The 26,064-nt window shown below is 68.4% G+C and carries 25 protein-coding genes; 21 read left to right on the top strand and 4 right to left on the bottom strand.

The genetic code is table 11. The features are described from left to right. Positions 1-162 precede the first annotated feature (162 nt). The 4 genes from AC1DGE_RS14255 to AC1DGE_RS14240 all read left to right on the top strand — a co-directional run bounded on the left by AC1DGE_RS14255 (position 163) and on the right by AC1DGE_RS14240 (position 4,895). Positions 163-3,111: an FtsK/SpoIIIE family DNA translocase gene (locus AC1DGE_RS14255; RefSeq protein ID WP_476917654.1), complete on the top strand. Its 2,949-nt coding sequence runs from the start codon at positions 163-165 to the stop codon at positions 3,109-3,111. 27 nt (positions 3,112-3,138) lie between these two features. Further along, positions 3,139-3,777 carry a CDP-diacylglycerol--glycerol-3-phosphate 3-phosphatidyltransferase gene (pgsA, locus tag AC1DGE_RS14250; protein ID WP_476917653.1) on the top strand — a complete coding sequence of 213 codons (639 nt, stop codon included), beginning with the start codon at positions 3,139-3,141 and terminating at the stop codon, positions 3,775-3,777. Beyond that, the gene (locus AC1DGE_RS14245; RefSeq protein WP_476909752.1) at positions 3,774-4,304 is read left to right on the top strand and encodes a CinA family protein; all 531 of its coding nucleotides are present in this window, start codon (positions 3,774-3,776) and stop codon (positions 4,302-4,304) included. Before pgsA ends, AC1DGE_RS14245 begins: the two co-directional genes overlap by 4 nt. A gap of 138 nt (positions 4,305-4,442) precedes the next feature. Then, entirely contained in the window at positions 4,443-4,895 is a 453-nt protein-coding gene (locus AC1DGE_RS14240; RefSeq protein ID WP_138769747.1) for a helix-turn-helix domain-containing protein, read from the top strand. Positions 4,896-4,999: 104 nt separating this feature from the next. On the opposite strand, the gene AC1DGE_RS14235 is transcribed toward AC1DGE_RS14240, so the two are convergent. Further along, positions 5,000-5,521, bottom strand: coding sequence for a MarR family winged helix-turn-helix transcriptional regulator (locus AC1DGE_RS14235; protein WP_441419401.1), 522 nt, complete (start codon positions 5,519-5,521; stop codon positions 5,000-5,002). Between the two features lie 41 nt (positions 5,522-5,562). Between AC1DGE_RS14235 and AC1DGE_RS14230 the strand changes: the two genes are divergently transcribed. The 6 genes from AC1DGE_RS14230 to dapF all read left to right on the top strand — a co-directional run bounded on the left by AC1DGE_RS14230 (position 5,563) and on the right by dapF (position 11,410). Continuing rightward, positions 5,563-5,781, top strand: a complete 219-nt coding sequence (locus tag AC1DGE_RS14230) for a DUF3046 domain-containing protein (RefSeq protein ID WP_056740635.1) — start codon at positions 5,563-5,565, stop codon at positions 5,779-5,781. A gap of 241 nt (positions 5,782-6,022) precedes the next feature. Further along, complete coding sequence (gene recA / locus AC1DGE_RS14225; RefSeq protein ID WP_138769744.1) at positions 6,023-7,072, top strand: recombinase RecA; 1,050 nt, start codon at positions 6,023-6,025, stop codon at positions 7,070-7,072. Between the two features lie 145 nt (positions 7,073-7,217). Continuing rightward, complete coding sequence (locus AC1DGE_RS14220; RefSeq protein WP_476909750.1) at positions 7,218-7,703, top strand: regulatory protein RecX; 486 nt, start codon at positions 7,218-7,220, stop codon at positions 7,701-7,703. 71 nt (positions 7,704-7,774) lie between these two features. Further along, complete coding sequence (miaB, locus tag AC1DGE_RS14215; RefSeq protein WP_476893590.1) at positions 7,775-9,319, top strand: tRNA (N6-isopentenyl adenosine(37)-C2)-methylthiotransferase MiaB; 1,545 nt, start codon at positions 7,775-7,777, stop codon at positions 9,317-9,319. Between the two features lie 106 nt (positions 9,320-9,425). After that, a complete protein-coding gene (miaA, locus tag AC1DGE_RS14210) occupies positions 9,426-10,304 on the top strand; it encodes a tRNA (adenosine(37)-N6)-dimethylallyltransferase MiaA (RefSeq protein ID WP_476909773.1) in 879 nt (292 codons plus the stop codon). A gap of 149 nt (positions 10,305-10,453) precedes the next feature. Beyond that, on the top strand, positions 10,454-11,410 hold the full coding sequence (gene dapF / locus AC1DGE_RS14205) for a diaminopimelate epimerase (RefSeq protein WP_476909749.1): 957 nt from the start codon (positions 10,454-10,456) through the stop codon (positions 11,408-11,410). Here dapF and AC1DGE_RS14200 read toward each other — a convergent pair. After that, the gene (locus AC1DGE_RS14200; protein ID WP_441419404.1) at positions 11,391-12,005 is read right to left on the bottom strand and encodes a class I SAM-dependent methyltransferase; all 615 of its coding nucleotides are present in this window, start codon (positions 12,003-12,005) and stop codon (positions 11,391-11,393) included. The two genes, dapF and AC1DGE_RS14200, sit on opposite strands and share 20 nt — an antisense overlap. Before the next feature lie 560 nt (positions 12,006-12,565). Here AC1DGE_RS14200 and hflX point away from each other — a divergent pair. Together hflX and AC1DGE_RS14190 are read left to right on the top strand one after the other, a co-directional pair. Then, complete coding sequence (gene hflX, locus AC1DGE_RS14195) at positions 12,566-14,149, top strand: GTPase HflX (protein ID WP_476893588.1); 1,584 nt, start codon at positions 12,566-12,568, stop codon at positions 14,147-14,149. Then, the gene (locus tag AC1DGE_RS14190; protein WP_476893587.1) at positions 14,142-16,274 is read left to right on the top strand and encodes an ATP-dependent DNA helicase; all 2,133 of its coding nucleotides are present in this window, start codon (positions 14,142-14,144) and stop codon (positions 16,272-16,274) included. Before hflX ends, AC1DGE_RS14190 begins: the two co-directional genes overlap by 8 nt. A gap of 255 nt (positions 16,275-16,529) precedes the next feature. Here AC1DGE_RS14190 and lexA read toward each other — a convergent pair whose 3' ends face one another. Beyond that, positions 16,530-17,279 carry a transcriptional repressor LexA gene (gene lexA / locus AC1DGE_RS14185; protein ID WP_175323240.1) on the bottom strand — a complete coding sequence of 250 codons (750 nt, stop codon included), beginning with the start codon at positions 17,277-17,279 and terminating at the stop codon, positions 16,530-16,532. A 451-nt stretch (positions 17,280-17,730) separates the two neighbouring features. Here lexA and AC1DGE_RS14180 point away from each other — a divergent pair, with 451 nt between their 5' ends. The 8 genes from AC1DGE_RS14180 (at position 17,731) to AC1DGE_RS14145 (ending at position 24,042) form a co-directional block, all read left to right on the top strand. Then, a complete protein-coding gene (locus AC1DGE_RS14180; RefSeq protein WP_476893622.1) occupies positions 17,731-18,075 on the top strand; it encodes a LysM peptidoglycan-binding domain-containing protein in 345 nt (114 codons plus the stop codon). A 101-nt stretch (positions 18,076-18,176) separates the two neighbouring features. Beyond that, positions 18,177-19,295: a histidinol-phosphate transaminase gene (locus AC1DGE_RS14175; RefSeq protein ID WP_441419407.1), complete on the top strand. Its 1,119-nt coding sequence runs from the start codon at positions 18,177-18,179 to the stop codon at positions 19,293-19,295. A 67-nt stretch (positions 19,296-19,362) separates the two neighbouring features. Then, positions 19,363-19,983: an imidazoleglycerol-phosphate dehydratase HisB gene (hisB, locus tag AC1DGE_RS14170; RefSeq protein WP_175323243.1), complete on the top strand. Its 621-nt coding sequence runs from the start codon at positions 19,363-19,365 to the stop codon at positions 19,981-19,983. Next, positions 19,980-20,738 (top strand): imidazole glycerol phosphate synthase subunit HisH, encoded by a 759-nt coding sequence (hisH, locus tag AC1DGE_RS14165; RefSeq protein ID WP_441419408.1) that lies wholly within the window; start codon positions 19,980-19,982, stop codon positions 20,736-20,738. Before hisB ends, hisH begins: the two co-directional genes overlap by 4 nt. Next, positions 20,739-20,897 carry a hypothetical protein gene (locus AC1DGE_RS14160; RefSeq protein WP_441419409.1) on the top strand — a complete coding sequence of 53 codons (159 nt, stop codon included), beginning with the start codon at positions 20,739-20,741 and terminating at the stop codon, positions 20,895-20,897. Positions 20,898-20,993: 96 nt separating this feature from the next. Beyond that, a complete protein-coding gene (priA, locus tag AC1DGE_RS14155) occupies positions 20,994-21,740 on the top strand; it encodes a bifunctional 1-(5-phosphoribosyl)-5-((5-phosphoribosylamino)methylideneamino)imidazole-4-carboxamide isomerase/phosphoribosylanthranilate isomerase PriA (RefSeq protein WP_476893586.1) in 747 nt (248 codons plus the stop codon). Between the two features lie 13 nt (positions 21,741-21,753). Further along, a complete protein-coding gene (locus AC1DGE_RS14150; protein ID WP_476917652.1) occupies positions 21,754-22,659 on the top strand; it encodes an SseB family protein in 906 nt (301 codons plus the stop codon). A gap of 63 nt (positions 22,660-22,722) precedes the next feature. Beyond that, positions 22,723-24,042: an MFS transporter gene (locus AC1DGE_RS14145; RefSeq protein WP_476917651.1), complete on the top strand. Its 1,320-nt coding sequence runs from the start codon at positions 22,723-22,725 to the stop codon at positions 24,040-24,042. Between the two features lie 151 nt (positions 24,043-24,193). Here the strand turns inward: AC1DGE_RS14145 and AC1DGE_RS14140 are convergent, their stop codons facing one another. Beyond that, a complete protein-coding gene (locus AC1DGE_RS14140; RefSeq protein ID WP_476893583.1) occupies positions 24,194-24,580 on the bottom strand; it encodes a DUF1844 domain-containing protein in 387 nt (128 codons plus the stop codon). A gap of 394 nt (positions 24,581-24,974) precedes the next feature. On the opposite strand from AC1DGE_RS14140, the gene infC reads away from it, so the two are divergent. Continuing rightward, positions 24,975-26,009, top strand: a complete 1,035-nt coding sequence (gene infC, locus AC1DGE_RS14135) for a translation initiation factor IF-3 (protein WP_441419414.1) — start codon at positions 24,975-24,977, stop codon at positions 26,007-26,009. Positions 26,010-26,064: the final 55 nt, after the last annotated feature.

The raw sequence follows: 26,064 nt of genomic DNA, 5'->3' as shown, positions 1-26,064 counted from the left end.
CCGCCTTCCCGGCGGCGCCGCCGGGGAGGGCCGTTTCCGTTGCCAGGAAGCCCCCTGGGCGCGGTGGCGGCGGGGAAACCAGCCGCCCGGGCGGTTCAACATGAACCCCGCCTGCCCCGGAAATCCGCGGTTTTCCGCCCGGCGTCCGGTACCGTTGCGGGTATGGCGACACGCACCTCCTCCGCGCCTAGAGGCAACTCCAGCGGCAACTCACGCGGCAATTCAAAGAGCACCACCGGCGGCTCTGCAGGCCGGGGCTCGGGCGCAGCTGCGTCCAAGACCAGCCGTCCGCAGGGAACCGCGCGCACCCGGCAGCTTGCCGCCGTCGAACCGCGGCAGCCATGGCTGGTGCGGATTGTGGCCGGGGCCTGGCTGGGGGTAGGCCACGTGGTGGGCGCCGGTATCCGCCGGATCGGCCACGATGTCAGCGACCTCGACCCGGCCGACCGCCGCGACGGCGCCGCCCTGTTCAACCTCGCGCTCGGCGTCTTCATTGCCACCTTCGCCTGGTGGGGCTTCCAAGGCTGGCTCCCGGACCTGGTCTTCGGAGTCGTCAACGGCACCTTCGGCTGGATGTCCCTGCTGCTGCCGCTGATGCTCTTCGTCTGCGCCTTCCGGCTGTTTCGCCAGCCGGTCGACGGCCGCGGCAACAACCGGATCGGCATCGGCTTCCTCATCATGACCTTCGCCGGCAGCGGCCTGGCGCACATCATCGGCGGCCAGCCGACCGTCGCCGACGGCTTCGACGGGCTCCGCCGCGCAGGCGGCATGCTCGGCTACCTCGCCGCCGCCCCGCTGGCGACCATCCACGCCGCCGTGCCCGTCGCGCTCTACAGCCTGCTGGCCTTCACCTCGCTGCTCATCGTCACGGCCACACCTTTCGGCGCCATCCCGTCCCGGCTGCGCGGCGCCTACGAGCACCTGATGGGCATCGACCTGCAGGACTACCCGGACGAAGCCGGGAACGACGCCCACGACCGCAGCTACCTGTACGAGAACGACGCCCCCGCACCCAAGAAGAAGCGCAAGCGCCTGTTCGGCAAGGACGACGACGGCGACGCCCGGCTGGAAGGCTACGTCGGCGACGAAGCCTTCGAACACGCCGTCGTCGACGACGACGAAACGACCGCAGGCGCCGCCGGCACAAAGGCAGGCGGCAAGGCCGCCAAGGCCGTGGCGCCCGGCGTCCGGCGGCCCACACAGGCCGAAATCGCCGTCGAAAAGATCAAGGCGGCCCAGGGCCTTGGCAGCACCGCGGCCGGCGCCGCGGCGGAGAACGCCACCGAGGCGATCCCGCTCGTCACCCCCGGCATGGTCGCCGCCGGATCCCTGAACCCCTCCCCGAACGCCGGCGCCGCCGCTCCCAAGGTCCCCGCGAACCCGGTTGCCCCGGCGCCGCCGCCCACCCCGATCCCGCAGCGCACCGAACAGCTCTCGCTCGCCGGCGACGTCACCTACACGCTGCCGGCGTCGGACATGCTCACCCCCGGCTCCATCCCCAAGGAACGCACCGAGGCCAACGACGCGATCGTCGCCTCGCTGACCGAGACGCTCACCCAGTTCAACGTCGATGCCCAGGTCACCGGCTTCAGCCGCGGACCCACCGTGACCCGCTACGAAATCGAACTGTCCCCGGGCACCAAGGTGGAGCGCGTCACCGCCCTGTCCAAGAACATCTCCTACGCCGTCGCGAGCTCGGACGTGCGCATCCTGAGCCCCATCCCGGGCAAGTCGGCCATCGGCATCGAGATCCCCAACACGGACCGCGAGACGGTGTCGCTCGGCGATGTGCTGCGCAGCCAGAACGCGCGCCGCACGGACCACCCCATGGTCATGGGCGTCGGCAAGGACGTCGAGGGCGGCTACGTCGTCGCCAACCTCGCGAAGATGCCGCACCTGCTCGTGGCCGGCGCCACCGGTGCCGGCAAGTCCTCGTTCGTGAACTCGATGATCACCTCGATCCTGATGCGCGCCACCCCGGACGAGGTCCGCATGGTCATGGTGGACCCCAAGCGGGTGGAGCTGACCGCCTACGAGGGCGTCCCGCACCTGATCACCCCGATCATCACCAACCCCAAGAAGGCCGCCGAGGCGCTGCAATGGGTGGTCCGAGAAATGGACGCCCGCTACGACGACCTCGCCAACTACGGCTTCAAGCACATCGACGACTTCAACAAGGCGGTCCGGGCCGGAAAGGTCCACCCGCCGGAGGGCTCCAAGCGCGTCATCCGCCCGTACCCGTACCTGCTGGTGATCGTGGACGAACTCGCCGACCTCATGATGGTGGCCCCGCGCGACGTCGAAGACTCCATCGTCCGCATCACCCAGCTCGCCCGCGCCGCCGGCATCCACCTGGTGCTCGCCACGCAGCGGCCCTCCGTCGACGTCGTCACCGGCCTGATCAAGGCCAACGTCCCGTCCCGCATGGCCTTCGCCACCTCCTCCGTGACCGACTCCCGCGTGGTCCTGGACCAGCCCGGCGCCGAGAAGCTGATCGGCCAGGGCGACGCGCTCTTCCTGCCGATGGGTGCCTCCAAGGCGATGCGCGTGCAGGGCGCCTGGGTGACCGAGTCCGAAATCCATAAGGTCGTCGAACACGTCAAGGGCCAGCTCAAGGCCGTCTACCGGGACGACGTTGCCCCCGAGGCGCAGAAGAAGCAGATCGACGACGACATCGGAGACGACCTCGAGGTTCTGCTGCAGGCCACCGAGCTCGTCGTCACCACGCAGTTCGGCTCGACGTCGATGCTGCAGCGCAAGCTCCGGGTCGGCTTCGCCAAGGCCGGCCGCCTGATGGACCTGCTGGAGTCCAGGGGAGTGGTGGGCCCCTCAGAGGGCTCCAAGGCCCGCGACGTCCTGGTCAAGCCGGACGACCTTGCCGCGGTCCTGGCCGCCATGAAGGGCCAGGACGGCCCGGTCGCCCCCGATTCGCAGACGGCCGCGCTGAGCGAGAACGCAAACGCCAACATCGCCCAGGGCGGCTACGCGGAGGACCTGGTGGCCGCCGACCTGGACAACCGCACCCAGAGCGTCGACTACTACGACGGCGCCGACGGCCCCGGCGACGACGACGAGGGTTCCGAGGACGCCTGGTCGCTGACCGGACGGTAGCCGGCGGCGAGACGGTAGCCTAGGAAGGTGACTAGCGCCGAAACCAACGCCGGGTCCGCCCCGCGGATCTGGAACCTGCCCAACATCCTCACGATGCTGCGGATCGCGCTGGTGCCGTTTTTCGTCTGGTTCCTCCTCGCCGATGCCCCGGGCCTGGACGCGCAGAACGGCGCGTGGCGCTGGGCCGCCGTCGTCGTCTTCGCGGTGGCGATCTACACTGACAAGCTCGACGGCGACATCGCGCGCAGCCGCGGGCTAATCACCGACTTCGGCAAGATCGCGGACCCGATCGCGGACAAACTGCTGATCGGCTCGGCCCTGGTGATGCTTTCCCTGCTCGGCGAACTGCCCTGGTGGGTCACGGTCCTGATCCTCGTGCGCGAGTGGGGCGTCACGGCGCTGCGCTTCTTCGTGATCCGCTACGGCGTGATTCCGGCATCCCGCGGCGGCAAGCTCAAGACCGTCGTGCAGACCGCGGCGATCTTCCTGTACGTGATGCCGCTGGCCTCGATTGCGCCGTGGCTGGGATTCCTGGCCTTCGCGGTCATGATGGCCGCCCTGGCGATCACGGTCTGGACCGGCGCCGAATATGTCGTTGAAGCCCTCAAGCTGCGCGCCAGCGGCATCCGGGCCAAAAAGCAGCAGGTCCAGGAGGGGACGCCATGAGCAATCCGCAGCCGAACGCCCACCCGGGGCTGCACCCGAATCTGCACCGGCTCGCCGAGCAGGCTGTGGCCCGCGCCATTGAGCGCGGGCTGACCGTGGCCACGGCTGAGTCGCTCACCGCCGGAATGGTGGCCGCCGTGCTGGCCGATACCCCCGGTGCGTCCGGCATGCTGCAGGGCGGTGTGGTCGCCTATGCGAACTCGGTCAAGGCCAGCATCCTGGGCGTGTCCCGCGAACTCCTCGACGCCGCCGGGTCGGTGGACGGTCAGGTTGCCGCGGCGATGGCCGCCGGTGCGCGCACCGCGTGCGGTACCGACGTCGCCGTGGCCACCACCGGGGTGGCGGGCCCGGAGGCGCACGACGGCAAGGATGTGGGAACCGTTTTCATCGGACTCGCCACGGCAGAAGGCGCGACGTCGTTCGCGTACCACTTCGAGGGGAGCCGCCAGGAGATCCGGGCGCTGGCGTGCGGCGCCGCCCTGGAGCGCCTGCTCGAAGCCCTATCGCCGGCAAGCTACCGCGGGTAAAGTTGCCGGGAACAAAAGTTGATTCCGAATAGTTGTTACATTGTGTCGCCCCCGAATAAGGGTGGCGCCTAGGATGAAATCATCACAACGTTCGCACTAAACCGCGAACAACACATACGAGGGAGCAAGGCGATACAGATGGTAAAGCAGCCCGTATCCGTAAACGGCGTTGTCCGCTGGAAGGATGTGGGCCTCGCCGATCAGGCAAAGAGCGAACAGAAGGAGCGCAAGATGGTTGTACTTCGTCACGAAATCGGTGATGTCCTGCGCGATGTCCGCCAACGCCAAGGCCGTACCCTCCGCGAAGTCTCGCACAGTGCCCGTGTATCCCTGGGCTACCTGAGTGAAGTGGAACGCGGCCAGAAGGAAGCCTCCTCGGAGCTGCTCTCCTCGATCTGCTCGGCCCTCGACGTCCCGTTGTCCAGCATGCTCCGCGAAGTCAGCGACCGCGTCGCCGTGGCCGAGGGCGTAGCGGTACCGGACACCGTGCCCCAGGAATTTGCGCAGCGCTACGGCCGTGACCTGGACCGTGAACTCAACACCGAGCTGAACGACGAGCTGGCCACAGGCCTGCTCTCCGGGGCCCGCTAGCCCCACTCCATTCGATCCAAAGGAAGGTCCCCGGCGGTGTGCCGGGGACCTTTTCCGTGTCCTGGAGCCATATGTTCTGGCCGGTGCTCCTTCGCCGGAGCGGCTTAGAGGCCTTCGTCGCGCGGGAAGCCGTCGCGTTCGTAGGTGGCGTTGAGCTTCGCCATGTAGCCGGCGAAGGCTTCCAGTTCCCCGGCCGGCCACTCTGCCAGCCGTTCGCGGAAGACCTCGCGGCGCGCATCCTGGACCAGGTGCATCTTCTCCTCGCCCTTGGCCGTCAGGCTGATGGCCTGGGCGCGGCCGTCCAGCGGGTCGGCTTCCTTTGATACCAGGCCGAGGCCTTCCAGGAAGGCGACCTGGCGGCTCACCGAGGGCTTGCCGACGCCGATGCAGGAGGCCAGTTCGGTCAGCCGGATGGGGCCCTTGGTCCGAAGGACCGACAGCAGCCCGTACGCCGCAGGCTCCATCTCGGGGTGGACTTGGCGGGAGAGCTGCTGCGACATGGAACGGGCACGCCGCCACAGCAGGCTCAACTGGCGCTCGACGGCGGCCAGCGCCTCCTCCGCGGCGGGTTCGCCGGTCCCGGAAATTGGCGCCGGATCCGGGGCGGCGTCGCTTGGGTTGCTCATAGCAACCATTCTAGGGTCCGCGCCCGTGAGAGACTTTATCGGTGAGAATCAGCGACTTCTGGCGGCTTATGGACGACGAGTTCGGGGCGGGATATTCCCGGGTCCTCAGCAGCTCCCTGGTGCTGGCGGGTGTGGGCGGACGCACCGCGGACCAGGCGCTGAGCGCGGGCGTACCGCCCAAACAGGTCTGGCTGGCGCTCTGCGATGTCCAGGATGTGCCCGCCGAACGGCGGCTCGGCCGCGACGTTAAGCCGCGCTGACCGGGCCCTCCCCGGCGCCGCGCCGGCACCGGTCCGGCACCGGTCGTCGGGCATCGGACGACTGACACGCCGCTGCGATTGTTCGAATATCTGTTCGGGTCGGGCTATGCTTTTTTCAGAGCGTTATCCACATACGCGACGGCGGCGGCAACTTTGTCAGTGGCTGCCACTAGCGTCAGGGATGACATAACAACGGCCGCGACGGCCACTCTCCAGCGAGAAAGTATTAGAGGTGTGAATCATGGCCGCAGCCCCGGATCGCCAGAAGGCGCTCGACGCAGCGCTAGCCCAGATTGACAAGCAGTTCGGCAAGGGCTCCGTCATGCGCCTGGGCGACGAAGTCCGCGCACCCATCGAGGTCATCCCCACCGGCTCCATCGCACTGGACGTGGCCCTCGGAATTGGCGGCCTGCCCCGCGGCCGCGTCGTCGAGATTTACGGCCCTGAGTCCTCCGGTAAGACCACCGTCGCGCTGCACGCCGTGGCCAACGCCCAGCGCCAGGGCGGCATCGCCGCATTCATCGACGCCGAGCACGCCCTCGACCCGGAATACGCCGCCAAGCTCGGTGTGGACACCGACGCGCTGCTCGTCTCCCAGCCGGACACGGGTGAGCAGGCGCTTGAAATCATGGACATGCTGATCGGCTCCGGCTCGCTGGACGTGATCGTCATCGACTCCGTCGCCGCTCTGGTACCCCGCGCCGAAATCGAAGGCGACATGGGCGACAGCCACGTCGGCCTGCAGGCGCGGCTGATGAGCCAGGCGCTGCGTAAGATCACCGGCCGGTTGAGCCAGACCAAGACCACGGCAATCTTCATCAACCAGCTGCGCGAGAAGATCGGCGTGTTCTTCGGCTCCCCGGAAACCACCACCGGCGGTAAGGCGCTGAAGTTCTACGCCTCGATCCGCATCGACGTCCGCCGCATCCAGACCCTCAAGGAGGGCGCGGACTCTGTCGGCAACCGGACCAAGGCGAAGATCGTCAAGAACAAGATGGCTCCGCCCTTCAAGATCGCCGAATTCGATATCATCTACGGCCAGGGCATCTCCCGCGAGGGCGGCATCATCGATATGGGTGTCGAGCACGGCCTGATCAAGAAGTCCGGCTCGTGGTTCACCTACGACGGGGACCAGCTGGGCCAGGGCATGGAGAACTCCCGGCGATTCCTGCGGGACAACCCGGAACTCGCCGCCGAACTCGAGCGCCTGATCAAGGAAAAGCTCGGCGTCGGCGTCAAGGCCGCCGACCCGGAGGAATCACCGAAGCTGAAGGCCGTTGACGGCTTCTAACAGCCGGGCCTCCGCCGCACGACGCCGTAAGGGGTCAGGATTCTCTTCCCGGAATCCTGGCCCCGGCGTCGTTGACGGCCCCGGCGACCCGCACCGGACCGTGCAGCCGGCGCCCGAGCAGGATGCCGACGCTGATCCCGCCGCCGTGGCACGCGCCGTCGTGCTGCGGCAGCTGACCAACTCGCCCAAGAGCCGGCTGCAGCTTTCCCGCAAGCTGGCCGAGCGCAACATCCCGGACGACGTGGCCGAGGCCGTCCTTGACCGCTTCGAAGAGGTCGGCCTCATCGACGACGCCGAGTTCGCCGATATGTGGGTGCGGAGCAGGTCCCAGACGCGGAAGCTGGCCAAGGGCGCCCTGCGCCGGGAGCTGGCTGAGAAGGGCATCGACGAGGAGACCGCTGCCGGCGCCCTCGAACAGCTCAGTGACGAGGACGAGGAAACCGCGGCGCGGGAACTCGTGGAACGCAAGCTGCGCAACGCGAGGGGACTGGAAGACCGTGCCGAGCGGGACAAAACGGTGCGTCGGCTGGCCTCCATGCTCGCGCGAAAGGGCTACCAGCCGTCGCAGGCCTTCCGGATCGTGGGGGAGGTCCTGGACGCTGGCCTCAAAGAGCAGGACGGCGGTGCCTGATGCGAGGCCCTTCGCGGCATCGAAACGAGGCATCCGCGAATACGGCCACGCCGAACCGGTACCCTTAACAGGTGAGTTTGACCATTCCTTCCCCCGCCGCCGGCGGAGCCCCTTATCCGGATGAGACTGCCCCGGCCCGCACCTACCAGGTGCGGACCTTCGGCTGCCAGATGAACGTGCACGACTCCGAGCGGATGTCCGGAATGCTCGAAGCCGCCGGTTACGTCCGCTCCGAAGGCGAACTGGCCGACGTCGTCGTCTTCAACACCTGCGCGGTGCGGGAAAACGCCGACAACAAGCTCTACGGCAACCTCGGCATCCTCCGCCCGGTCAAGGAAGCCAACCCCGGCATGCAGATCGCCGTTGGCGGCTGCCTGGCGCAGAAGGACCGCGAAACCATCCTCAAGAAGGCGCCCTGGGTCGACGCCGTCTTCGGAACGCACAACGTCGGCGCCTTGCCCGCCCTGCTGGACCGCGCACGCCACAATGACGAGGCGCAGCTGGAAATCCTGGAATCGCTCGATGTGTTCCCCTCGACGCTGCCCACCAAGCGTGACTCCGTCTATTCCGGCTGGGTCTCCATCTCGGTCGGCTGCAACAACACCTGCACCTTTTGCATCGTCCCCGCGCTGCGCGGCAAGGAAAAGGACCGCCGGCCCGTCGACATCCTCGCCGAAATCCAGGCCCTCGTCGACGACGGCGCCATCGAAGTCACACTGCTGGGCCAGAACGTGAACTCCTACGGCGTCGAGTTCGGCGACCGGCAGGCGTTCTCCAAGCTGCTGCGCGCCTGCGGCGAGATCTCCGGGCTGGAGCGCGTCCGGTTCACCAGCCCGCACCCGGCCGCCTTCACCGACGACGTCATCGACGCCATGGCCGAGACCCCCAATGTCATGCCGCAACTGCACATGCCGCTGCAGTCCGGCTCGGACAAGGTGCTCCGGGAGATGAAGCGGTCCTACCGTTCCACCAAGTTCCTCGGCATCCTGGACAAGGTCCGGGAGAAGATCCCGCATGCCGCCATCTCCACCGACATCATCGTCGGGTTCCCCGGTGAAACCGAGGAGGACTTCCAGGCCACGCTCGACGTCGTGGAGAAGTCCCGCTTCGCCACCGCCTTCACCTTCCAGTACTCCAAGCGGCCCGGCACGCCTGCCGCGGAACTCCCGGACCAGCTGCCCAAGGCCGTGGTCCAGGAACGCTTCGAACGGCTCACCGCCCTGCAGGACCGGATCGCCGCCGAGGAGAACGCCCGCCAGCTGGGCCGCCGCGTCGAGGTCATGGTGACTGCGCAGTCGGGCCGAAAGGCCGGGGAAACCCACCGCCTCTCCGGCCGCGCCCAGGACCAGCGCCTAGTGCACTTCTCCGTGCCGGACGGCGCCGAAGCACCCCGCCCCGGAGACCTCGTCACGGTGACAATCACCGAGGCCGCGGCGTTCCACCTCGTCGCCGACCCGGCCACTGCCGACGACTACAGCCTGCGCCGCTCACGCGCCGGCGACGCCTGGGACCGGTCCCAGGCCGATTCCTGCGGCGCTCCGGCCGCCGGCAGCGGCTCGGGAGGCACATCCGGCGTTTCGCTGGGCATGCCGAGCCTCCCGGTCCGCGGCCGCTAACCCCGTGCCCGCCCCCGCCCCTTACGACGGCCCCGACCCTGCCGGCGCCCCCGACGATTCCGCGGCACCGGGAAACTCCGGCGCCGCGGAACCGACACCGCCGGTCATCGCCGTCGTCGGGCCCACCGGCTCCGGAAAGTCGGATCTGGCTGTCTCGCTGGCACTGGCCCTCGACGGCGAGGTCGTCAACGCCGACGCCATGCAGTTCTACCGCGGCATGGACATCGGTACGGCCAAGATCACCGCCGCCGAACGCCGGGGAGTGCCGCACCACCTGCTGGACATCCTCGATGTGACCGAGGAGGCCAGTGTCTCGGACTTCCAGCAGCAGGCGAGGGCCGTGATTGCGGACATCCACGCCCGGGGCAAACGGGCCATCCTCGCCGGCGGCTCAGGCTTATACGTCCGCGCCGCCCTGGACGTGCTCGAATTCCCCGGAACCGACCCCGCCATCCGGCGCCGCCTGGAAGCGGAGGAAGCAGCGGCCGGCCTCGCGCCGCTGCGTACCCGGCTGGAACTCGTGGATCCGATCTCGGCCGGGCGGCTGGGTGATGCCCGCCGCGTCATCCGGGCACTGGAGGTCTTCGAACTGACCGGGCGGCCCTTCAGCTCCTTCATGCCCACGCGCGAGTACTTCCAGCCGGCCGTGCAGATCGGGCTCCAGGTGGACCGCGAACAGCTGCGGGCACGCCTAGCCGCCCGGGTCCACGCGATGGTGCAGCAGGGGCTGCTGGCGGAGGTCCGGCGCCTCGACGCCGAAGGGCTGCGCCGCGGCAAGACCGCCTCGCGGGCACTGGGCTACGCGCAGTTCCTGAAAGTCGTCGACGGCGCGGCGGACCAGGAGCAGGCCGCCGAAGAGACCATTGTCGCGACCCGGCAGTTCGCCCGGCGCCAGCTCACCTGGTTCCGCGCCGACCCCCGGATCAACTGGCTTGACTGGCAGGACCCCGGACTGCTGGCGAAGGCCGCTGCGCTCTCCCGCTGAAGATCTCCCGCTGAAGATCTCCCGCTGAAGATCTCCCGCTGAAGCCACCGCCAAAGATCCATCGCTACGGATCCCGGCGCTGCGGCTTTTGACGGGGTGGCCGGTGTCACGGTTCCGTCCCGGCCTGGCCGGAACGGTAACCTTGGAGCATGGACGAAACCCTTGCCACGGCCGCTGACCACCATGCTGCTTCAGGCACTGCCGCGCTCGGCGGCCTGAAGTTCTCGAAGGGCCACGGAACCGGCAACGACTTCGTCCTGATCGCGGACCCCAACGGTGCCCTCTCCGTCACCCCGGAGCAGGTCGCCGCCCTCTGCGACCGCCACCGCGGCATCGGTGGCGACGGACTCATCCGCGCCGTTCCCTCTCGGCTGCTCGCCGAAGGCCGGGAGCTGCTTGGCGACCACCCCGGGGCCGAATGGTTCATGGACTACCGCAACGGTGACGGCTCGCTGTCGGAAATGTGCGGCAACGGCGTCCGCGTCTTCGTCCACTTCCTCATCAACGAGGGGCTGGTCGACCTGCCGGCCGGCGAGTCGCTCACCATCGGAACCCGCGGCGGTGTGAAGACCGTGGTCCGGACGGCGGCCGGCTACGCCGTGGACATGGGCCCCTGGGAGTTCATCTTCCCGGGAGAAGCAACCGCGCGGGCCATGGATTCGCTGGTCAGCGCCGACGGTCTGGAAGTCGCCAGGCCCGCGCTGTCCGTAAGCATGGGGAACCCGCACACCGTGGTCGCGCTGGCGGAACTCGCGGAACTCGACGCCACGGACCTCTTCAGGGCACCCCGCGTCGACCCGGTGCCGCCGCACGGGACCAACGTTGAGTTCGTCGTGCCGTCCGAGCCGCTCGTTCACGACGGTGTCGGGACCATCACCATGCGCGTGCACGAAAGGGGAGTGGGGGAGACCCTGTCCTGCGGGACCGGCGCCTGCGCCGCCGCCGTCGCGATCCGGCACTGGGCCGGCCAGGGCGCCCCGGACACCTGGAACGTTGCGGTTCCCGGCGGCGTCGTCGGCGTGAAATTCTTCCTCGCCGCGGACGGCCACGAGCACGTGGAGCTTAGCGGCCCGGCCGTGATTGTTGCTAGCGGGACGCTTTCCTGACCCGCAGGATCCGGAAGGATTTTGACGTGCTCTCGCGGGTGACGCTGAAGCTGCTGTCGAGCTCCGCCGTCAGCCAGCGCTGAAGCGAATCCGAACCAAGGTTCTTCTGGACCACCAGCCAGGCCGACCCGCCCGGGGCAAGGCGCGGCAGCCAAAGCAGCAGCAGGGCGTGGAGTTCGTCCTTGCCGATCCGGATGGGCGGGTTGGACCAGATCGTGTCGAAGCGCAGTTCCGGGTCGACGTCCCCGGGTGCGCTGGCCGTGACATTCTCCAGCCCCAGCAGGGCCGCATTTTCATTCGTCAGCGCCACGCAGCGCTCATTGACATCCACCGCATAAACCCGGGCATGGGGCGCCCTCAGGGCCATGGTCAGCGCGATCGGCCCCCAGCCGCAGCCGATGTCCAGCAGGTTTCCCTGCGGTGCCGGGGCCGGGACGTCGGCCAGCAGGACGGCGGTCCCTTTATCGATTCCATCCGGGCTGAAGATTCCCGAGGACGTCTGCAGTTGCCGCTGCTCGCCGGCAAGCTCCACGGTCAGTGGCTTGCGGGTGAACGGCCCGGCGGGCTGGGCGCTGAAATAGTGTGCAGACTCCATAACTGGCCAGATTAGTTGGCGGTCCGGCGGTATGGGAAACCGGCCCGGACACGCCGGCGACCGGCACAGCCCCGCCGCGCCGTGGCCACCGCACGGTCTGCTAATCTTAAAAACATGATCCTTAACTTCAAGTAACCGGCACGGGCCTTCGATTCGTTGTCGAATGTCCCGTCCCCGCAGCGACGCAGGTAGTTACCTTCCGCTCAGTGCGCCCCCTCCGTGATGCAAATGCCTCACCCGCTGGCGCCAGACCACTTGGAGTCAAGCCTTGAAGCCAAAGGGCTTTAAACCAAAGCAGTGCCCGGCAGCAGTTGCCGCAGTGCTGAACGGACCGTTTCTCCCCGCCACACGGCGCCATCAGACGCCATTCCCCTCCCATATCCACCGCCCCGCTCCCTTGTTTAGCGCTTTGCCAGGGAGCCCCGCCCGGCCAGCGGCGCCGCAGCCGCCAGGCAACCCAGGAGGCACGGATGACCAATAGTCGTCAGCCCAGCGCGAATACCGCGCCACGAAACACCGAACAGCACTATTCTGAAGTTGTAGACCCTTCAAAGGAGACCATGACCAGTCAGCCCAACACCGGACCCGATTCAGCCGCCCAGGACATGAGCCCTGCGGAAATCCAGGCTGTCATCGACCGGATCCTCTCCAAAGACGCCCCTGCCCCGAAGACCGGACGCAGCGCCGACGCCGGGCACCCCGGCGAGTCCAGGGCGGTGTTCGGCAAGGCCCAGGCGATTTCGCGGCTGGATGAGGAACACAGCAGCTACGACGGCGACCAACAGGACCTCGAGGAGCGCCACGCGCTGCGCCGAACCGCAGGCCTGTCGACGGAACTCGAAGATGTCACCGAAGTCGAGTACCGGCAGCTGCGCCTCGAGCGCGTTGTGCTTGCCGGGCTCTGGACAGAAGGCACCCTCGCCGATGCCGAGAACTCCCTGCGCGAACTGGCAGCCCTCGCGGAAACGGCCGGTTCCGAGGTGCTCGACGGGCTCGTCCAGCGCCGCGCCAAGCCCGACCCTGGCACCTTCCTGGGCTCCGGCAAGGCCCAGGAGCTCAAGGACATCGTGATGTCCACCGGCGCCGACACGGTGGTGGTCGACGCCGAACTCGCCCCCTCCCAGCGCCGCAGCCTGGAAGACATCGTCAAGGTCAAAGTCATCGACCGCACGGCCCTGATCCTGGACATCTTCGCCCAGCACGCCAAGAGCCGCGAGGGCAAGGCCCAGGTGGAACTGGCGCAGCTCGAATACCTGCTCCCGCGCCTGCGCGGCTGGGGTGAGTCGATGTCCCGCCAGGCCGGTGGCCAGGTGGGCGGCGCCGGAGCCGGCATGGGTTCGCGCGGCCCCGGTGAAACCAAGATCGAGCTGGACCGCCGCCGGATCCGCACCCGGATGGCCAAGCTGCGGCGCGAAATCGCCGCGATGAAGCCGGCCCGGGAAACGAAGCGGGCCAACCGGCGTCGTAATGCCGTGCCGTCGGTGGCGATCGCCGGCTACACCAACGCCGGTAAGTCCTCGCTGCTGAACCGCCTGACCGACGCCGGCGTCCTGGTGGAGAACGCCCTGTTCGCCACCCTGGACCCGACGGTCCGCAAGGCCGAAACCTCGGACGGCCTGGGGTACACCCTCGCCGACACCGTGGGCTTTGTCCGCTCGCTGCCGACCCAGCTCGTGGAGGCCTTCCGCTCCACCCTGGAGGAGGTCGCCGACTCGGACCTGATCCTGCACGTCGTCGACGTCTCCCACCCAGATCCGGAAGGCCAGATTGCGGCCGTCCGCAAGGTGTTCAGCGAAGTCGACGCCCGCAAGGTGCCGGAAATCATCGTCCTGAACAAGGCCGACGCCGCCGACCCGTTCGTGATCGAACGGCTCAAGCAGCGCGAGCCGCGCCACGTTGTGGTCTCGGCCCGCACCGGGGAAGGCATCCCGGAGCTGCTCAAGGCCATCAGCGAGGGCATTCCGCGGCCCAGCGTCAAGATGGAACTGATGATCCCGTACAACCGCGGGGACCTGCTCAGCAAGCTGCACGAGACCGACGCCGAGATCATCAGCCTCGACCACGAGGAGACCGGCACCCGAGCCGTGGTGATGGTGCGCGAGGGGCTCGCGGCCGAACTGGATTCCTTCGTCAGCAATGACTGAACCAGCGGTGGCCGAGGGGGCGGCCGCGCCGTCCGAAAGCGCGCCGTCCGGAAGCGGCCCGGCTAAAGGCAAGGCTAAAAGCGGTCCGTCCGGCGAGCAGTTCGTGGTTGAACTGCTCGACCGGGCGGTCGCCGGCATGGGCGGCCAGAGCCGCGACGGCCAGCACGAAATGGCACGGCAGGTGGCGCGCGCGATCGAGACCGGCGACCACCTGCTGGTCCAGGCCGGCACCGGCACCGGCAAATCCCTGGCCTACCTGATTCCGCTGATCGCCCACTCGCTGGTCAGCGACAAGCCCACCCTTGTCTCCACCGCCACCCTGGCACTTCAGACCCAGATTGTCGGCAGGGACCTGCCCCGGCTGCTCAAGACCATCACCCCGGCCCTGGAGCGGCCGGTGAAGGTCGCACTGGTCAAGGGCCGGTCCAACTATGTCTGCCGCCATAAGCTCGAAGGCGGCTTCCCCTCCGAGGAACCGTCCGAGGGCCAACTGTTCTCCCTCGGCGAGGACACCTCGGTGCCGCACTTCGCGGCCGCGATGGGCGGCCCGTCCTCGCAGCTCGGCAAGGAAGTGGTCCGGCTCCGCGAATGGGCCGAGGACACCCAGACCGGGGACCGCGACGAGCTCATGCCGGGCGTGACCGACCGTGCCTGGCGGCAGGTCTCCGTTACCTCCATGGAGTGCCTGGGCGCGCAGAAGTGCCCGCTCGCCGCCGAATGCTTCAGCGAACTCGCCCGCCAGAACGCCGCCGACGCCGATGTGGTGGTTACCAACCACGCCATGCTGGCCGTCAGCGCCTTCGAGGGCCTGGCCGTGCTGCCCGAATACGACGTCGTGGTGGTGGACGAGGCGCACGAACTGCAGGACCGGGTCACGGGCGCCGTGTCCGGCCAGCTGTCCGTGGCCATGGTCCACGCCGCCGCCTCCGGCGCCCGCAAGCACGCCGGGATCACGGTAGATGCGCTCAATAACGCCGCGTCCAACCTTGAGCTCGCCATCGAGGGCGTTCCCAGCGGCCTGATGCCGAACGGACTGAACAGCGAACAGCTCGACTGCGTGGACCAGCTGCGCGACGCCTGCCGCGCCGCGCTCTCCGATTCAAAGGGGGACAGCGCCAACACGGCCGACGGCGGCCGGCAGCTTGCGCGGTCCCGGCTGATGGTGATCCTGGAACTGTGCGAACGGCTTCTGGCCGCCAAGGAGAACCGCGAGGTGGTCTGGTTCTCCCGCAACAGCAGCTTCGACCCGCAACAGGGCTACTCGCAGCCCGATGACTCCGCGCCGGCCCTGATCAACATCGCCCCGCTCAGCGTCGCCGGTCGGCTCCGCGAGGGACTGTTCGCCGACCATACAGTCGTCCTGACATCGGCAACCCTGGCGATCGGTTCGGCTTTCGAGCCGGCGGCCGGAGGGCTCGGCCTGGTGGGCCCGGGCGCACCCAGCTGGACGGGCGTCGACGTCGGTTCGCCCTTCGAATATCCGAAGCAAGGCATCCTCTACGTTGCCAAGCACCTGCCCAAGCCGGGCCGGGGAACATCCCCGGAAGCCCTCGATGAGCTCGAGAAGCTGATCCGTGCCTCCGGCGGCGGCGCCCTGTGTCTCTTCTCTTCCCGGCGCGCCGCCGAGGATGCGGCCGAGGCGATGCGTCCCCGGCTGGGCCTGAGCATTCTCTGCCAAGGCGAGTCGACCATGACCGCGCTCGTGAAGCAGTTCGCCGATGAGCCGGACACCTGTCTCTTTGGCACCATGTCGCTCTGGCAGGGCGTCGACGTGCCCGGGAACTCCTGCCGCCTGGTGGTGATTGACAGGATCCCGTTCCCGCGGCCGGACGATCCATTGATGACCGCCCGCTCCCGGGCTGTGGCCCAGTCCGGCGGCAACGGCTTCATGAGCGTCTCGGCGACCCACGCGGCCATCCGCCTCGCCCAGGGCGCCGGCCGGCTGATCCGTTCGACGTCGGACAAGGGCGTGGTGGCGGTCCTCGATTCCAGGCTGTCCACCGAACGGTACGGAGCGTTCCTCCGGGCCGCCCTGCCCCCCTTCTGGCCCACTACCGACACCTCGGTGGCCTTGGCCGCCCTGGAACGCCTCGCCAAGGAGAGCCCCAAGCAGCCCGCCACGTAACCGGTGAAGCGGCCCGCCACGCAGGCTGCCGTCGGCCGGGGCCGGGCCGGGGGTATGTGGGCCGGCGCTTGCGTTCCCGCCCGCTTTTCCGCGCCCGGGACCGGCACTGCCGGGTCACCGCGGCACCGCGCGGGCGGGCGCGCTGTCAGTGTGCCAAGAACCGGGCGGGAGCGCAGAAGGCCCCGTCCGGAACTGCGGACGGGGCCTTCGAGCTGCCGGGAGATGGGCCGGCCGGAGAGTGGTGTGGCAGGGGCGCTACAGGGAGCGCAGCACCGAGACGACCTTGCCCATAATGACGGCATGGTCGCCGAGGATCGGCTCGTACTGGGTGTTCTGCGGGAGCAGCCAGGTGTGGCCGTCCCGCTGGCGGAACGTCTTGACCGTTGCCTCGTCATCGAGCAGGGCGGCCACGATGTCCCCGTTGACGGCATCGTTCTGACGTCGGACGACGACCCAGTCGCCGTCGCAGATGGCGGCGTCGATCATCGAATCGCCTGCCACCCGGAGCATAAACAGTTCGCCGTGGCCCACCAGTTGGCGCGGCAGGGGCATCACGTCCTCCACCACCTGGTCGGCCAGGATCGGCCCGCCGGCGGCGATACGGCCCACGAACGGCACCATGGCCGTGTCCGTGGCGCTGGCAAGCTCCGAGACGGCGAGGCCGCCGACAGCCCGCAGGCCGCTGGACTTCTCCACGCCGGAAATCCTGGTCGTGCCTTCATCCAGTGTCAGCGGCATGAGGACTTCCATGGCGCGCGGCCGCTTGGGGTCCCGCCGCAGGTAGCCGAGCTTTTCCAGTTGCGAGAGCTGGTGGGTGACGCTGGAGAGGCTGGCGAGCCCGACCGTGTCGCCGATCTCGCGCATCGAGGGCGGGTAACCGTTGTCCGTCACGGAACGCTGGATGGTCTCCAGGATCTTTTTCTGCCGGACGGTCAGGCTTTTCGGCGCCCGGCCGGTTTGGGGGCTGCGCTGGGAAGCCCTCCCGCCGGCGGCTTGTGCTGCCATGTTCGCCATGCCTTTCCATTCCGCCCGGCCGCTGTGGCTACCGGGACCTGCCGAGCTGAAAATGTCAGACCCCGCTGATCAACTGATGTTCATCAACACAAGTGGTTGTCCTGTGATTCAAAAGTAGGCCAGCCGACAAGGTTTTTCAAACATTTGTTCTAGCGAGTCTCGACAATGTTCGTTCATAAGTGCTAAAACAGGAACAGCGAAGTTCGAATATGTGTTCGAAGCTTCACCCTTGGGTCGGTCCGCTGGTTTCGGTTCTGTATTCGAAGTTTCGGGTTTGAGGGTTCGCATTCAAGGGTTTTGCGTTTGAAGGTTAGGCCGGTTGGCGGCAGGTACGAGGAGTACGCCGGGCGGCACAGGTATTTCCAGTGGCACAGACAAGTCCAGGAGGGCTCAGCTCATGTCAGCAGTAAGCGCTATTTCCGGTTCGCTGGTTTCCATCCCCATGGAGGCCGCACCCGCGGCACCAGCCCGGCAGGCTCGGCTGCGGCTGACCCGCCGCGGTCGGTTCGTCTTCTTCGGGCTGCCGCTGGTTCTGTTGGCCGTGCTCGTCCTGTCACTGTCCGGCTTCCTGAATGCTCCGGCCAAAGCCGCCGACTCGGCCGCGGAGCTCTCGCTCACCCCGACGGTCACCGTTACGGTCCAGCCGGGGGAGTCACTCTGGGCCATCGCCGGTGCCGTCGCCCCGGAGCGCGACCCCCGTGACGTGGTCGCCGACATCGTTCAGCTCAACAACCTCGGAGCCGGCCGCGTCCTCCCCGGCCAGCAGCTCTACGTACCCTCCAAGTAAGCCCTACCCGGGCGAGTGGCGCGCCGGGCCATCGGTGCCGCCGGGCGGCCATTCGCGGTCACAGTTTCGGGGCGGGGCCGGGTCTCACTTAAACTGGGCAAGTGACTGACCAGCTAGAGCGCCTCAACCGACTGCCCCTCCGGACCAATCTGCGGGGACTGCGCCCCTACGGTGCGCCCCAACTGGATGTCCCCATCCTGCTGAACGTCAACGAAAACACCCACGGAGTCCCGGCGGACGTCCGCGCCGCCATCGCCGAAGCCGTGACGGAGGCCGCTGCGGGACTGAACCGCTACCCGGACCGCGAGTTCACCGAACTGCGGGAAGCCCTCGCCGAGTATCTCGGCCACGGACTGGACGCCACGAACATCTGGGCAGCAAATGGCTCGAACGAAGTACTGCAGCAAATCCTCCAGGCCTTCGGTGGCCCGGGACGGACCGCGCTCGGCTTCCCTCCCACTTACTCGATGTACCCGCTGCTCGCCGCTGGCACAGACACCGAATACATCGTCGGTGTACGCGCCGAGGACTACGGGCTGAGCGCCGACTCGGCGGCCCGCCAGGTCAGGGAGCTGAAGCCCAACGTCGTCTTCCTCTGTTCGCCGAACAACCCCACCGGCACGGGCCTGGGGCTTGACGTGGTCGAGGCGGTCTACGAGGCCGGAGAAGCAAGCCAGACCATCGTCATCGTCGACGAGGCCTACCACGAGTTCGCCCACGACGGGACGCCGAGCGCCCTGGCGCTGCTGCCCGGCCGGGAGCGGCTGATCGTCTCACGCACCATGAGCAAGGCCTTCGCCCTGGCCGGCGCCCGGCTCGGCTACATGGCGGCGGCGCCGGAGGTGACGGATGCCCTGCGGCTGGTCCGGCTGCCGTATCACCTCTCCGCCATCACCCAGGCGACGGCGCTGGCCGCCCTGCACCACCGCGTCGCGCTGATGGCAGACGTCGAGGACATCAAGCGCCAGCGGGACCGGATCGTGACGGAGTTGACCCGGATGGGCCTCAAGCCGGCCGCTTCGGATTCGAACTACGTTTTCTTTGGCGGCCTCGAGAACCCGCACGAGACCTGGCAGGGTCTGCTCGACGCCGGCGTCCTCATCCGCGACGTCGGCATTCCCGGCCACCTCCGCGTGACCGCCGGAACTGAGACGGAAACCACAGCGTTTCTGGAAGCCCTGGAACGGATCCTGACCGGCCACGAAGTACAGTCCGCCTAGACTTAAGCCAGGACCCACGCACACCGCCCCGTTCGCCGGGCGCCCGCCACATCCAAAGGACACCCACATGAGCAACACCGGATCAGCCGCTGCCCGGACCGCACGCATGGAGCGGACCACTAGCGAATCGTCCGTCCTGGTCGAGATCAACCTGGACGGCACCGGCGTCTCGGACATCAGCACCTCGGTACCGTTCTACGACCACATGCTGACCGCGCTGAGCAAGCACTCGCTGATCGACATGACGGTCAAGGCCACGGGCGACACCCACATCGACGTCCACCACACCGTGGAAGACGTCGCCATCACCTTCGGCGAGGTCCTCCGCACGGCGCTGGGCAATAAGGCCGGCATCCGCCGCTTCGGCGAGGCCACGGTCCCGCTGGATGAGGCGCTCGCGCAGGCCGTCGTCGACGTGTCCGGCCGGCCCTACCTGGTACACGCCGGCGAACCGGCCGGCCAGGAATACCACCTGATCGGCGGACACTTCACCGGGTCCTTGACCCGGCACGTCTTCGAAGCCATCACCCTGCACGCCGGGATCTGCCTGCACATGAATGTCACTGCCGGCCGGGACCCGCACCACATCGTCGAGGCCCAGTTCAAGGCCTTCGCCCGTGCGCTCCGGGCCGCCGTGGAGCCGGATCCCCGCGTCGAGGGCATTCCCTCCACCAAGGGCGCACTGTGACCGGCAAGGTGCTCCGGGACGGCGCCATCATCGACCCCGACGCCGCGAGGAAGCCGGCTTCGCCGGAGGGCAAGCCCACCGTCACCGTGCTCGACTACGGTTCCGGCAACGTCCGCTCGGCCGTCCGCGCCCTGGAACGCGCCGGCGCCGAGGTCATCCTCAGCTCCAAGCCCGAAGACGTGCTCAACGCCGACGGGCTCGTTGTCCCCGGCGTCGGTGCCTTCGAAACCGTCATGAACGAGCTCAAGGCCGTTGATGCCGTACGCATGATCGGCCGCCGCGTCGCCGGCGGCCGGCCCGTGCTCGCGATCTGCGTCGGGCTGCAGGTCCTGTTCGAAGCCGGCGTGGAACACGGCACCGTCGCCGAAGGCATGGGGGAGTGGCCCGGCAAGGTCGAGCTCCTCCCGGCCGAGGTCGTGCCGCACATGGGCTGGAACACGGTCACCGTGCCGGAGGGCTCCCGGCTCTTCGCCGGCGTCGAGAACGAGCGCTTCTACTTCGTGCACTCCTACGGCGTCCAGCACTGGGACTTCGACGTGATCCAGCCGCGCATGGCGGCCCCGCTCGTCACCTGGTCCGAGCACGGCGCCCCGTTTATCGCGGCGGTGGAAAACGGCCCGTTGTGCGCCACCCAGTTCCACCCGGAGAAGTCCGGCGACGCCGGTGCGCGCCTGCTGCGCAACTGGGTCGACAGTCTGCGTGGCGGCGCCAAAGCCCGCACCGGCCAGGCCGGCACCCCGGAACAGACCGCCTAGATGTGGTCCCTAGTCCTGATGGGGCTCGCCGGGCTGCTGGTCGGCGGCGCCTTGTCCTTCCGCCAGCAGAAAAGCCCGCTGTGGGTCCAGATCGTCTTCTACTTCCTGGCCGGGATGTCGCTGCTGGCCGCCTGGCTCTTGACCTTGCCGGGAAACTGACCCCTCCCGGGAAACTGGCCCCAGCCGGAAAACTGACCGGCCCGCAAGCACGCTCCCTATCCCGACCTGCCGCCCCAACACCGTGAGGACCCTACGATGACCACCGAAACCCCGCTGCCGGTACTCGAGCTGCTCCCCGCCGTCGACGTCGTCAGCGGCCAGGCCGTGCGCCTGGTCCAGGGCGAAGCCGGCAGCGAAACCAGCTACGGCACGCCGCTGGAAGCCGCGCTCAACTGGCAGGAACAGGGCGCCGAATGGGTCCACCTCGTTGACCTCGACGCCGCCTTCGGCCGAGGCTCCAACGCCGAACTGCTGCGCGAAGTCGTGGGCCGGCTGGACATCAAGGTCGAGCTCTCCGGCGGCCTGCGCGACGACGAGTCCCTGGAAAAGGCCCTGGAGCTCGGCGTCGCCCGGGTAAACCTGGGCACCGCGGCGCTGGAGAATCCCGAGTGGACGCAGCGGGTGATCGAGCGCTTCGGCGACAAGATCGCCGTCGGCCTCGACGTCCGCGGCACCACCCTCGCCGGCCGCGGCTGGACCAAGGAAGGCGGCGACCTCTGGGAGGTCCTCGGCCGCCTCGAAGAGGCCGGCTGCGCCCGCTACGTCGTCACCGACGTCACCAAGGACGGCACCTTGCAGGGACCCAACGTGGAGCTGCTGCGCCAAATGGTGGAGAAGACCGGCAAACCCGTCGTGGCTTCCGGCGGCATCTCCAGCCTCGAAGACCTCAAGGTCCTGCGCTCCCTCGTGCCGCTCGGCGTCGAGGGCGCCATCGTCGGCAAGGCCCTCTACAACGGGAACTTCACGCTGCCCGAGGCCCTCGACGTCGCCGGCCGCCGCTAGGCACGTCCCAGCCATGGAGCACAGCACCCAGCCCGCCGGGCGGCCGTTGCCCGGGCATATCGCTGCCGCCCTCGCCGGTGCCGGCGGCGCGACGGACTCGGCCGGGCAGCCCTGGGCGGGCCGCAGCCTCAGCGGTGACGACGCCAGGATCCACAACTTCGAGGACGACGACGGCGCCGCCGACGCCGGCTACCTGGCGGCGCTGGCAGCGCTGGCCGCCGGCCAGGGCGACGAGGCATCGGTAGTGGCATCCCTGGCGACCGCACGTGTCTTCGTGCCGATCCTCGCCCGGCTCGCCGAAGAAGGCGAGGCTGTGATCGGCCAGGAAGGCAAGGAACAGTACGGCGGGGAACTGCACGGGGACAAGCAGGCGGATATGGCCCTGGTGACCCTCAAGGCGCCCGACGGCCGGACCGCGCTGCCGGTGTTCACCTCGGCCGAAGCCCTGGCCGCGTGGCACCCCGAGGCCCGGCCCGTGGCGGTGTACGCGGCACGTGCCGCGCTCTCCGCCGTTGCCGAGGGCGGCGAACTGCTGGTGCTGGACCCCGGCTCCGCCGCCACCTTCGTGGTGCGCCGCCCGGCCGTGTGGGCGCTGGCCCGGCAGCACGCCTGGACGCCGAGCTACAGCGATCCGGCAGTGGCGGAAGCGGTCGAAGCGGCCGCGGCCGGTGTTCCGGCGCTCCGGCGCGTGGAAATTCGTCCCGGCGGTGGCGTTGCGTCGKCGCAGGCCGGCGGCAGGCAGCTTCCCGGCGGTGGCGCCGGTCCGGAGCTGCGCGTTGTGCTGTACCTTGAAGACGGACTCGACGCCGCCGCGGTGCAGTCCCTCGTGGCCGGCCTCAACGGAGCCTGGGCCCGGAATGAAACGTTTGCTGAACGGGTTGACTCGATCGAAATCAAGTTGCAGCGCGCAGCTCAATAGCCGACGGCCAGTTCGGAGACATCCCGGGGCTGCCGCAGGCAGTACTCAAAGGAATGCAGTTTCGTGAATTTCGCGCTTTACCGGGACCTGCTTGCCGTGAGGCCCATCAGGAACCTCCTGCTGGTCGGCATGGTCGCCCGCATCCCGCACTCCGCCGCAGGCGTGCTGTTGACCCTTCACATCGTCCTCACCCTGGGCCAGGGCTACGCCGCGGCCGGGGCGGCAGCCGCTGTCATGACGATCGGCATCGCCGTCGGCGCCCCGTGGCGCGGCCGCCGCGTGGATACCGTGGGTCTGCGGAGGGCGCTGATCCCGTCTGTCGTCTCCGAGACCGTCATCTGGTCGATCGTGCCGCACGTCAGCTATCAGCTGCTGCTGCCACTGGTCTTCGTGGGCGGCCTGCTGACGCTGCCGATCTTCAGCGTCGTGCGCCAGTCGCTGGGCATCCTGGCCAGCGGCGAGCAGCGGCGGACAGCTTTCGCCCTGGACGCGATCAGCACCGAACTGGTCTTCATGATCGGCCCCGCCGCAGGGGCCCTCGTCGCCACCGCGGGTTTCTCCGTGTTGGGCCTGACCGTGGTGGGGGTCGCCACTTCCCTGTCCGGCCTGTTCCTGATGTGGATCAACCCGCCCACCCGCAGTGCCGCGCCCGGCGTCGAACCGGATCCGGCCTTCGAAGCGGGCCAGCAGGAGGGTGCGGAGACGGCCCTCGTCGCCGCGGCACCCCATGTCCAGGAGGCTGCAGCGGAACTGGCGCCGCTGGCCGGCGCGGAACAGCGGCGGCAGAGCAGGCCCGGCTTGCGGCACAAGGTCATCCACAACTTCGCCTGGTTCACGGCCGCCRTCGCGGCGGTCTTCGCCGTCGCAGCCGGGGCGGGCATGGTGCTGAGCGGCACCGACGTCGGCATTGTCGCCGCCCTGCAGACGGGTGGCCATCAGGCCGAAATCGGCATCGTGTTCCTGTTCTGGTGCGCGGCATCGGTGCTGGGCGGCCTGGTCTACGGCGCCATGCACCGGCCCGTCTCACCGGTCCTGCTGCTGCTGGGCATGTCCGCACTGACCCTTCCAATGGCGTTCGCCCAGGACACCTGGACGCTCGCACTGCTCTCGCTGCTGCCGGGCCTGCTGTGCGCACCGGTGCTCTCTGCCGCGTCCGAGAAGGTGGCGGAACTGGTTGAGGAGGGCCGCCGAGGCGAGGCGATGGGCTGGTATGGCTCCGCCCTTACCGGCGGGGTGGCACTCGGCGCCCCGCTGGCCGGGCTTTTCATCGACGGCGTGGGCCCTGGCGCGGGCTTCGTCTCGGTGGGGCTGGCCGGCGTCGTGCTGTGCCTCGTGGGCCTGGTGCTGCAGCACCGCCGCCGGCGGCGGCTGGCCGCAGCCTGACCTGCCGCAACCCTGATAACGGAGGGTTAACGACGACGGCGGCGGGGGGCCCGCTGTGGTCCGCCCGCCGCCGTGGTCGTTGCCCGTTGGCCGTGGATGCCCGGCAGGTGCCGGCAAACGGGCCCTGTTGGCGGGCCCTGGTTGACTGGGCCTAGTTGACCGGTCCGGTGTACTTCTCGCCCGGACCCTTGCCCGGGGCGTCCGGAATGGCGGATTCCTCGCGGAAGGCCAGCTGCAGGGACCGCAGTCCGTCGCGCAACGGGCCGGCATGCTGGGAGCCGATCTCCGGGGCCGCGGCGGTGACCAGCCCGGCGAGGGCGGTGATCAGTTTGCGCGCCTCATCCAGGTCCTTGAGTTCCTCGGCGTTCTCCTCGGCGGCCAGGCCGAGCTTCACTGCGGCGGCACTCATCAGGTGCACGGCGGCGGTGGTAATGACTTCGATCGCGGGGACCTCGGAGATGTCGCGGATCTGCTGGGAAACATCGGCCTGGGCATCGGCCGGCTGGTAAACGTGTGAATTACTGTCTGGAGTGCTCATGCTGGTAAGCTTGTCACAGACCAACTGAATGTCGTTATTTCTGCAGAAGTCCACAAACGGAACAGAGACCCGGCGGCGCCACGTGCGTTGAGCCGGTATCTTTCTGTAGAATTGGTTTTCAGTTTGCAAGCGGAGTTCTCTCCCACCCGCGTCAGCCGCGAGTATTCCCTAGGAATCAAGGTTGCCGGGTACCTGGTCGGGCATTTTCTCCGGGCATTTAGCCTGGCGGGTATGCATGCCTCCTCCTCGCGGGGACGGCAGTACCGATCTTTGAGGCCTTCGATTGCTCCGGCAATTGGAGGCCTTCTTCATTTGCCGGCGGAGTACCCCTCACGAACACAGGAGCTTTAACATTAGCGAGCCAAGAATCAATGAGCGTATCCGCGTCCCCGAGGTGCGGCTGGTCGGCCCTGCAGGCGAACAAGTAGGCGTCGTCCGTATTGAGGATGCCCTGCGTTTGGCTGCCGAGTCGGATCTTGATCTCGTTGAAGTTGCACCGCAGGCCAAGCCTCCGGTGTGCAAGCTGATGGACTTTGGCAAGTACAAGTACGAAGCCGCCGTCAAGGCACGCGAAGCCCGGAAGAACCAGACCAACACGGTCCTGAAGGAAATCCGCTTCCGCCTGAAGATCGACACCCACGACTACGAGACGAAGCGCGGCCACGCGCTCCGCTTCCTCGGCGCCGGTGACAAGGTCAAGGCCATGATCCAGTTCCGCGGCCGTGAGCAGCAGCGCCCCGAGATGGGCATCCGCCTGCTCCAGCGCTTCGCTGACGACGTCGCCGAAGTGGGCGTCGTGGAGTCAAGCCCGCGCATCGACGGCCGCAACATGGTCATGGTTGTCGGACCGCTGAAGAACAAGGCAGAAGCCAAGGCAGAGGCCCGCCGTGCAACGCAGCGCGCAGAAGCCAAGGCCGAGAACGAAGCCAAGTCTTCGGGCGGAGGCCGCGTTGACACGTCCGCCCCCGAGGCACCCCTGACGCAGTCGCTTGCCGACCTGCTGCCGGAGGGCTACCAGGTCCGGACTGAGGCGCCCAAGGCTGAGGAAGCCGCGACGGAGGCTCCGGCAACGGAAGCCCCCGCCGCTGAGGCGCCCAAGGCTGAGGAAGCCGCGACGGAGGCTCCGGCGACGGAAGCCCCCGCCCAGGAAGAGCCGAAGCAGGAGGCCCCCAAGGCCCCCAAGGCGGCTGCTCCGAAGCAGGCAGCTCCGAAGGCCGCCGCGAAGCCCGCAGTGACCAAGGCGCCGGCCGCTCCCAAGGCTGCAGCACCGAAGGCACCTGCGGCACCGGCAACGCCGGCGGCCGAGAAGCCTGCGCCGAAGCCGGCTGCGGCACCGAAGCCGGTCGCCCGGCCCGCGGCTCCGAAGCCTGCGGCACGGCCGGCGGCTCCCAAGGCCGCCCCGAAGCCGGGCAGCAAGAAGACCAACTAGTTCACGGCTGCCGGACAGCAATGTCCGGCAGCAAGCAACCAGCACGCCGCCCGCA

It is taken from the genome of Arthrobacter sp. 05N425 (genome assembly GCF_056397125.1).
Note: the sequence above shows the minus strand (reverse complement) of the source record. Positions and strands in the feature narration are given on the sequence as shown.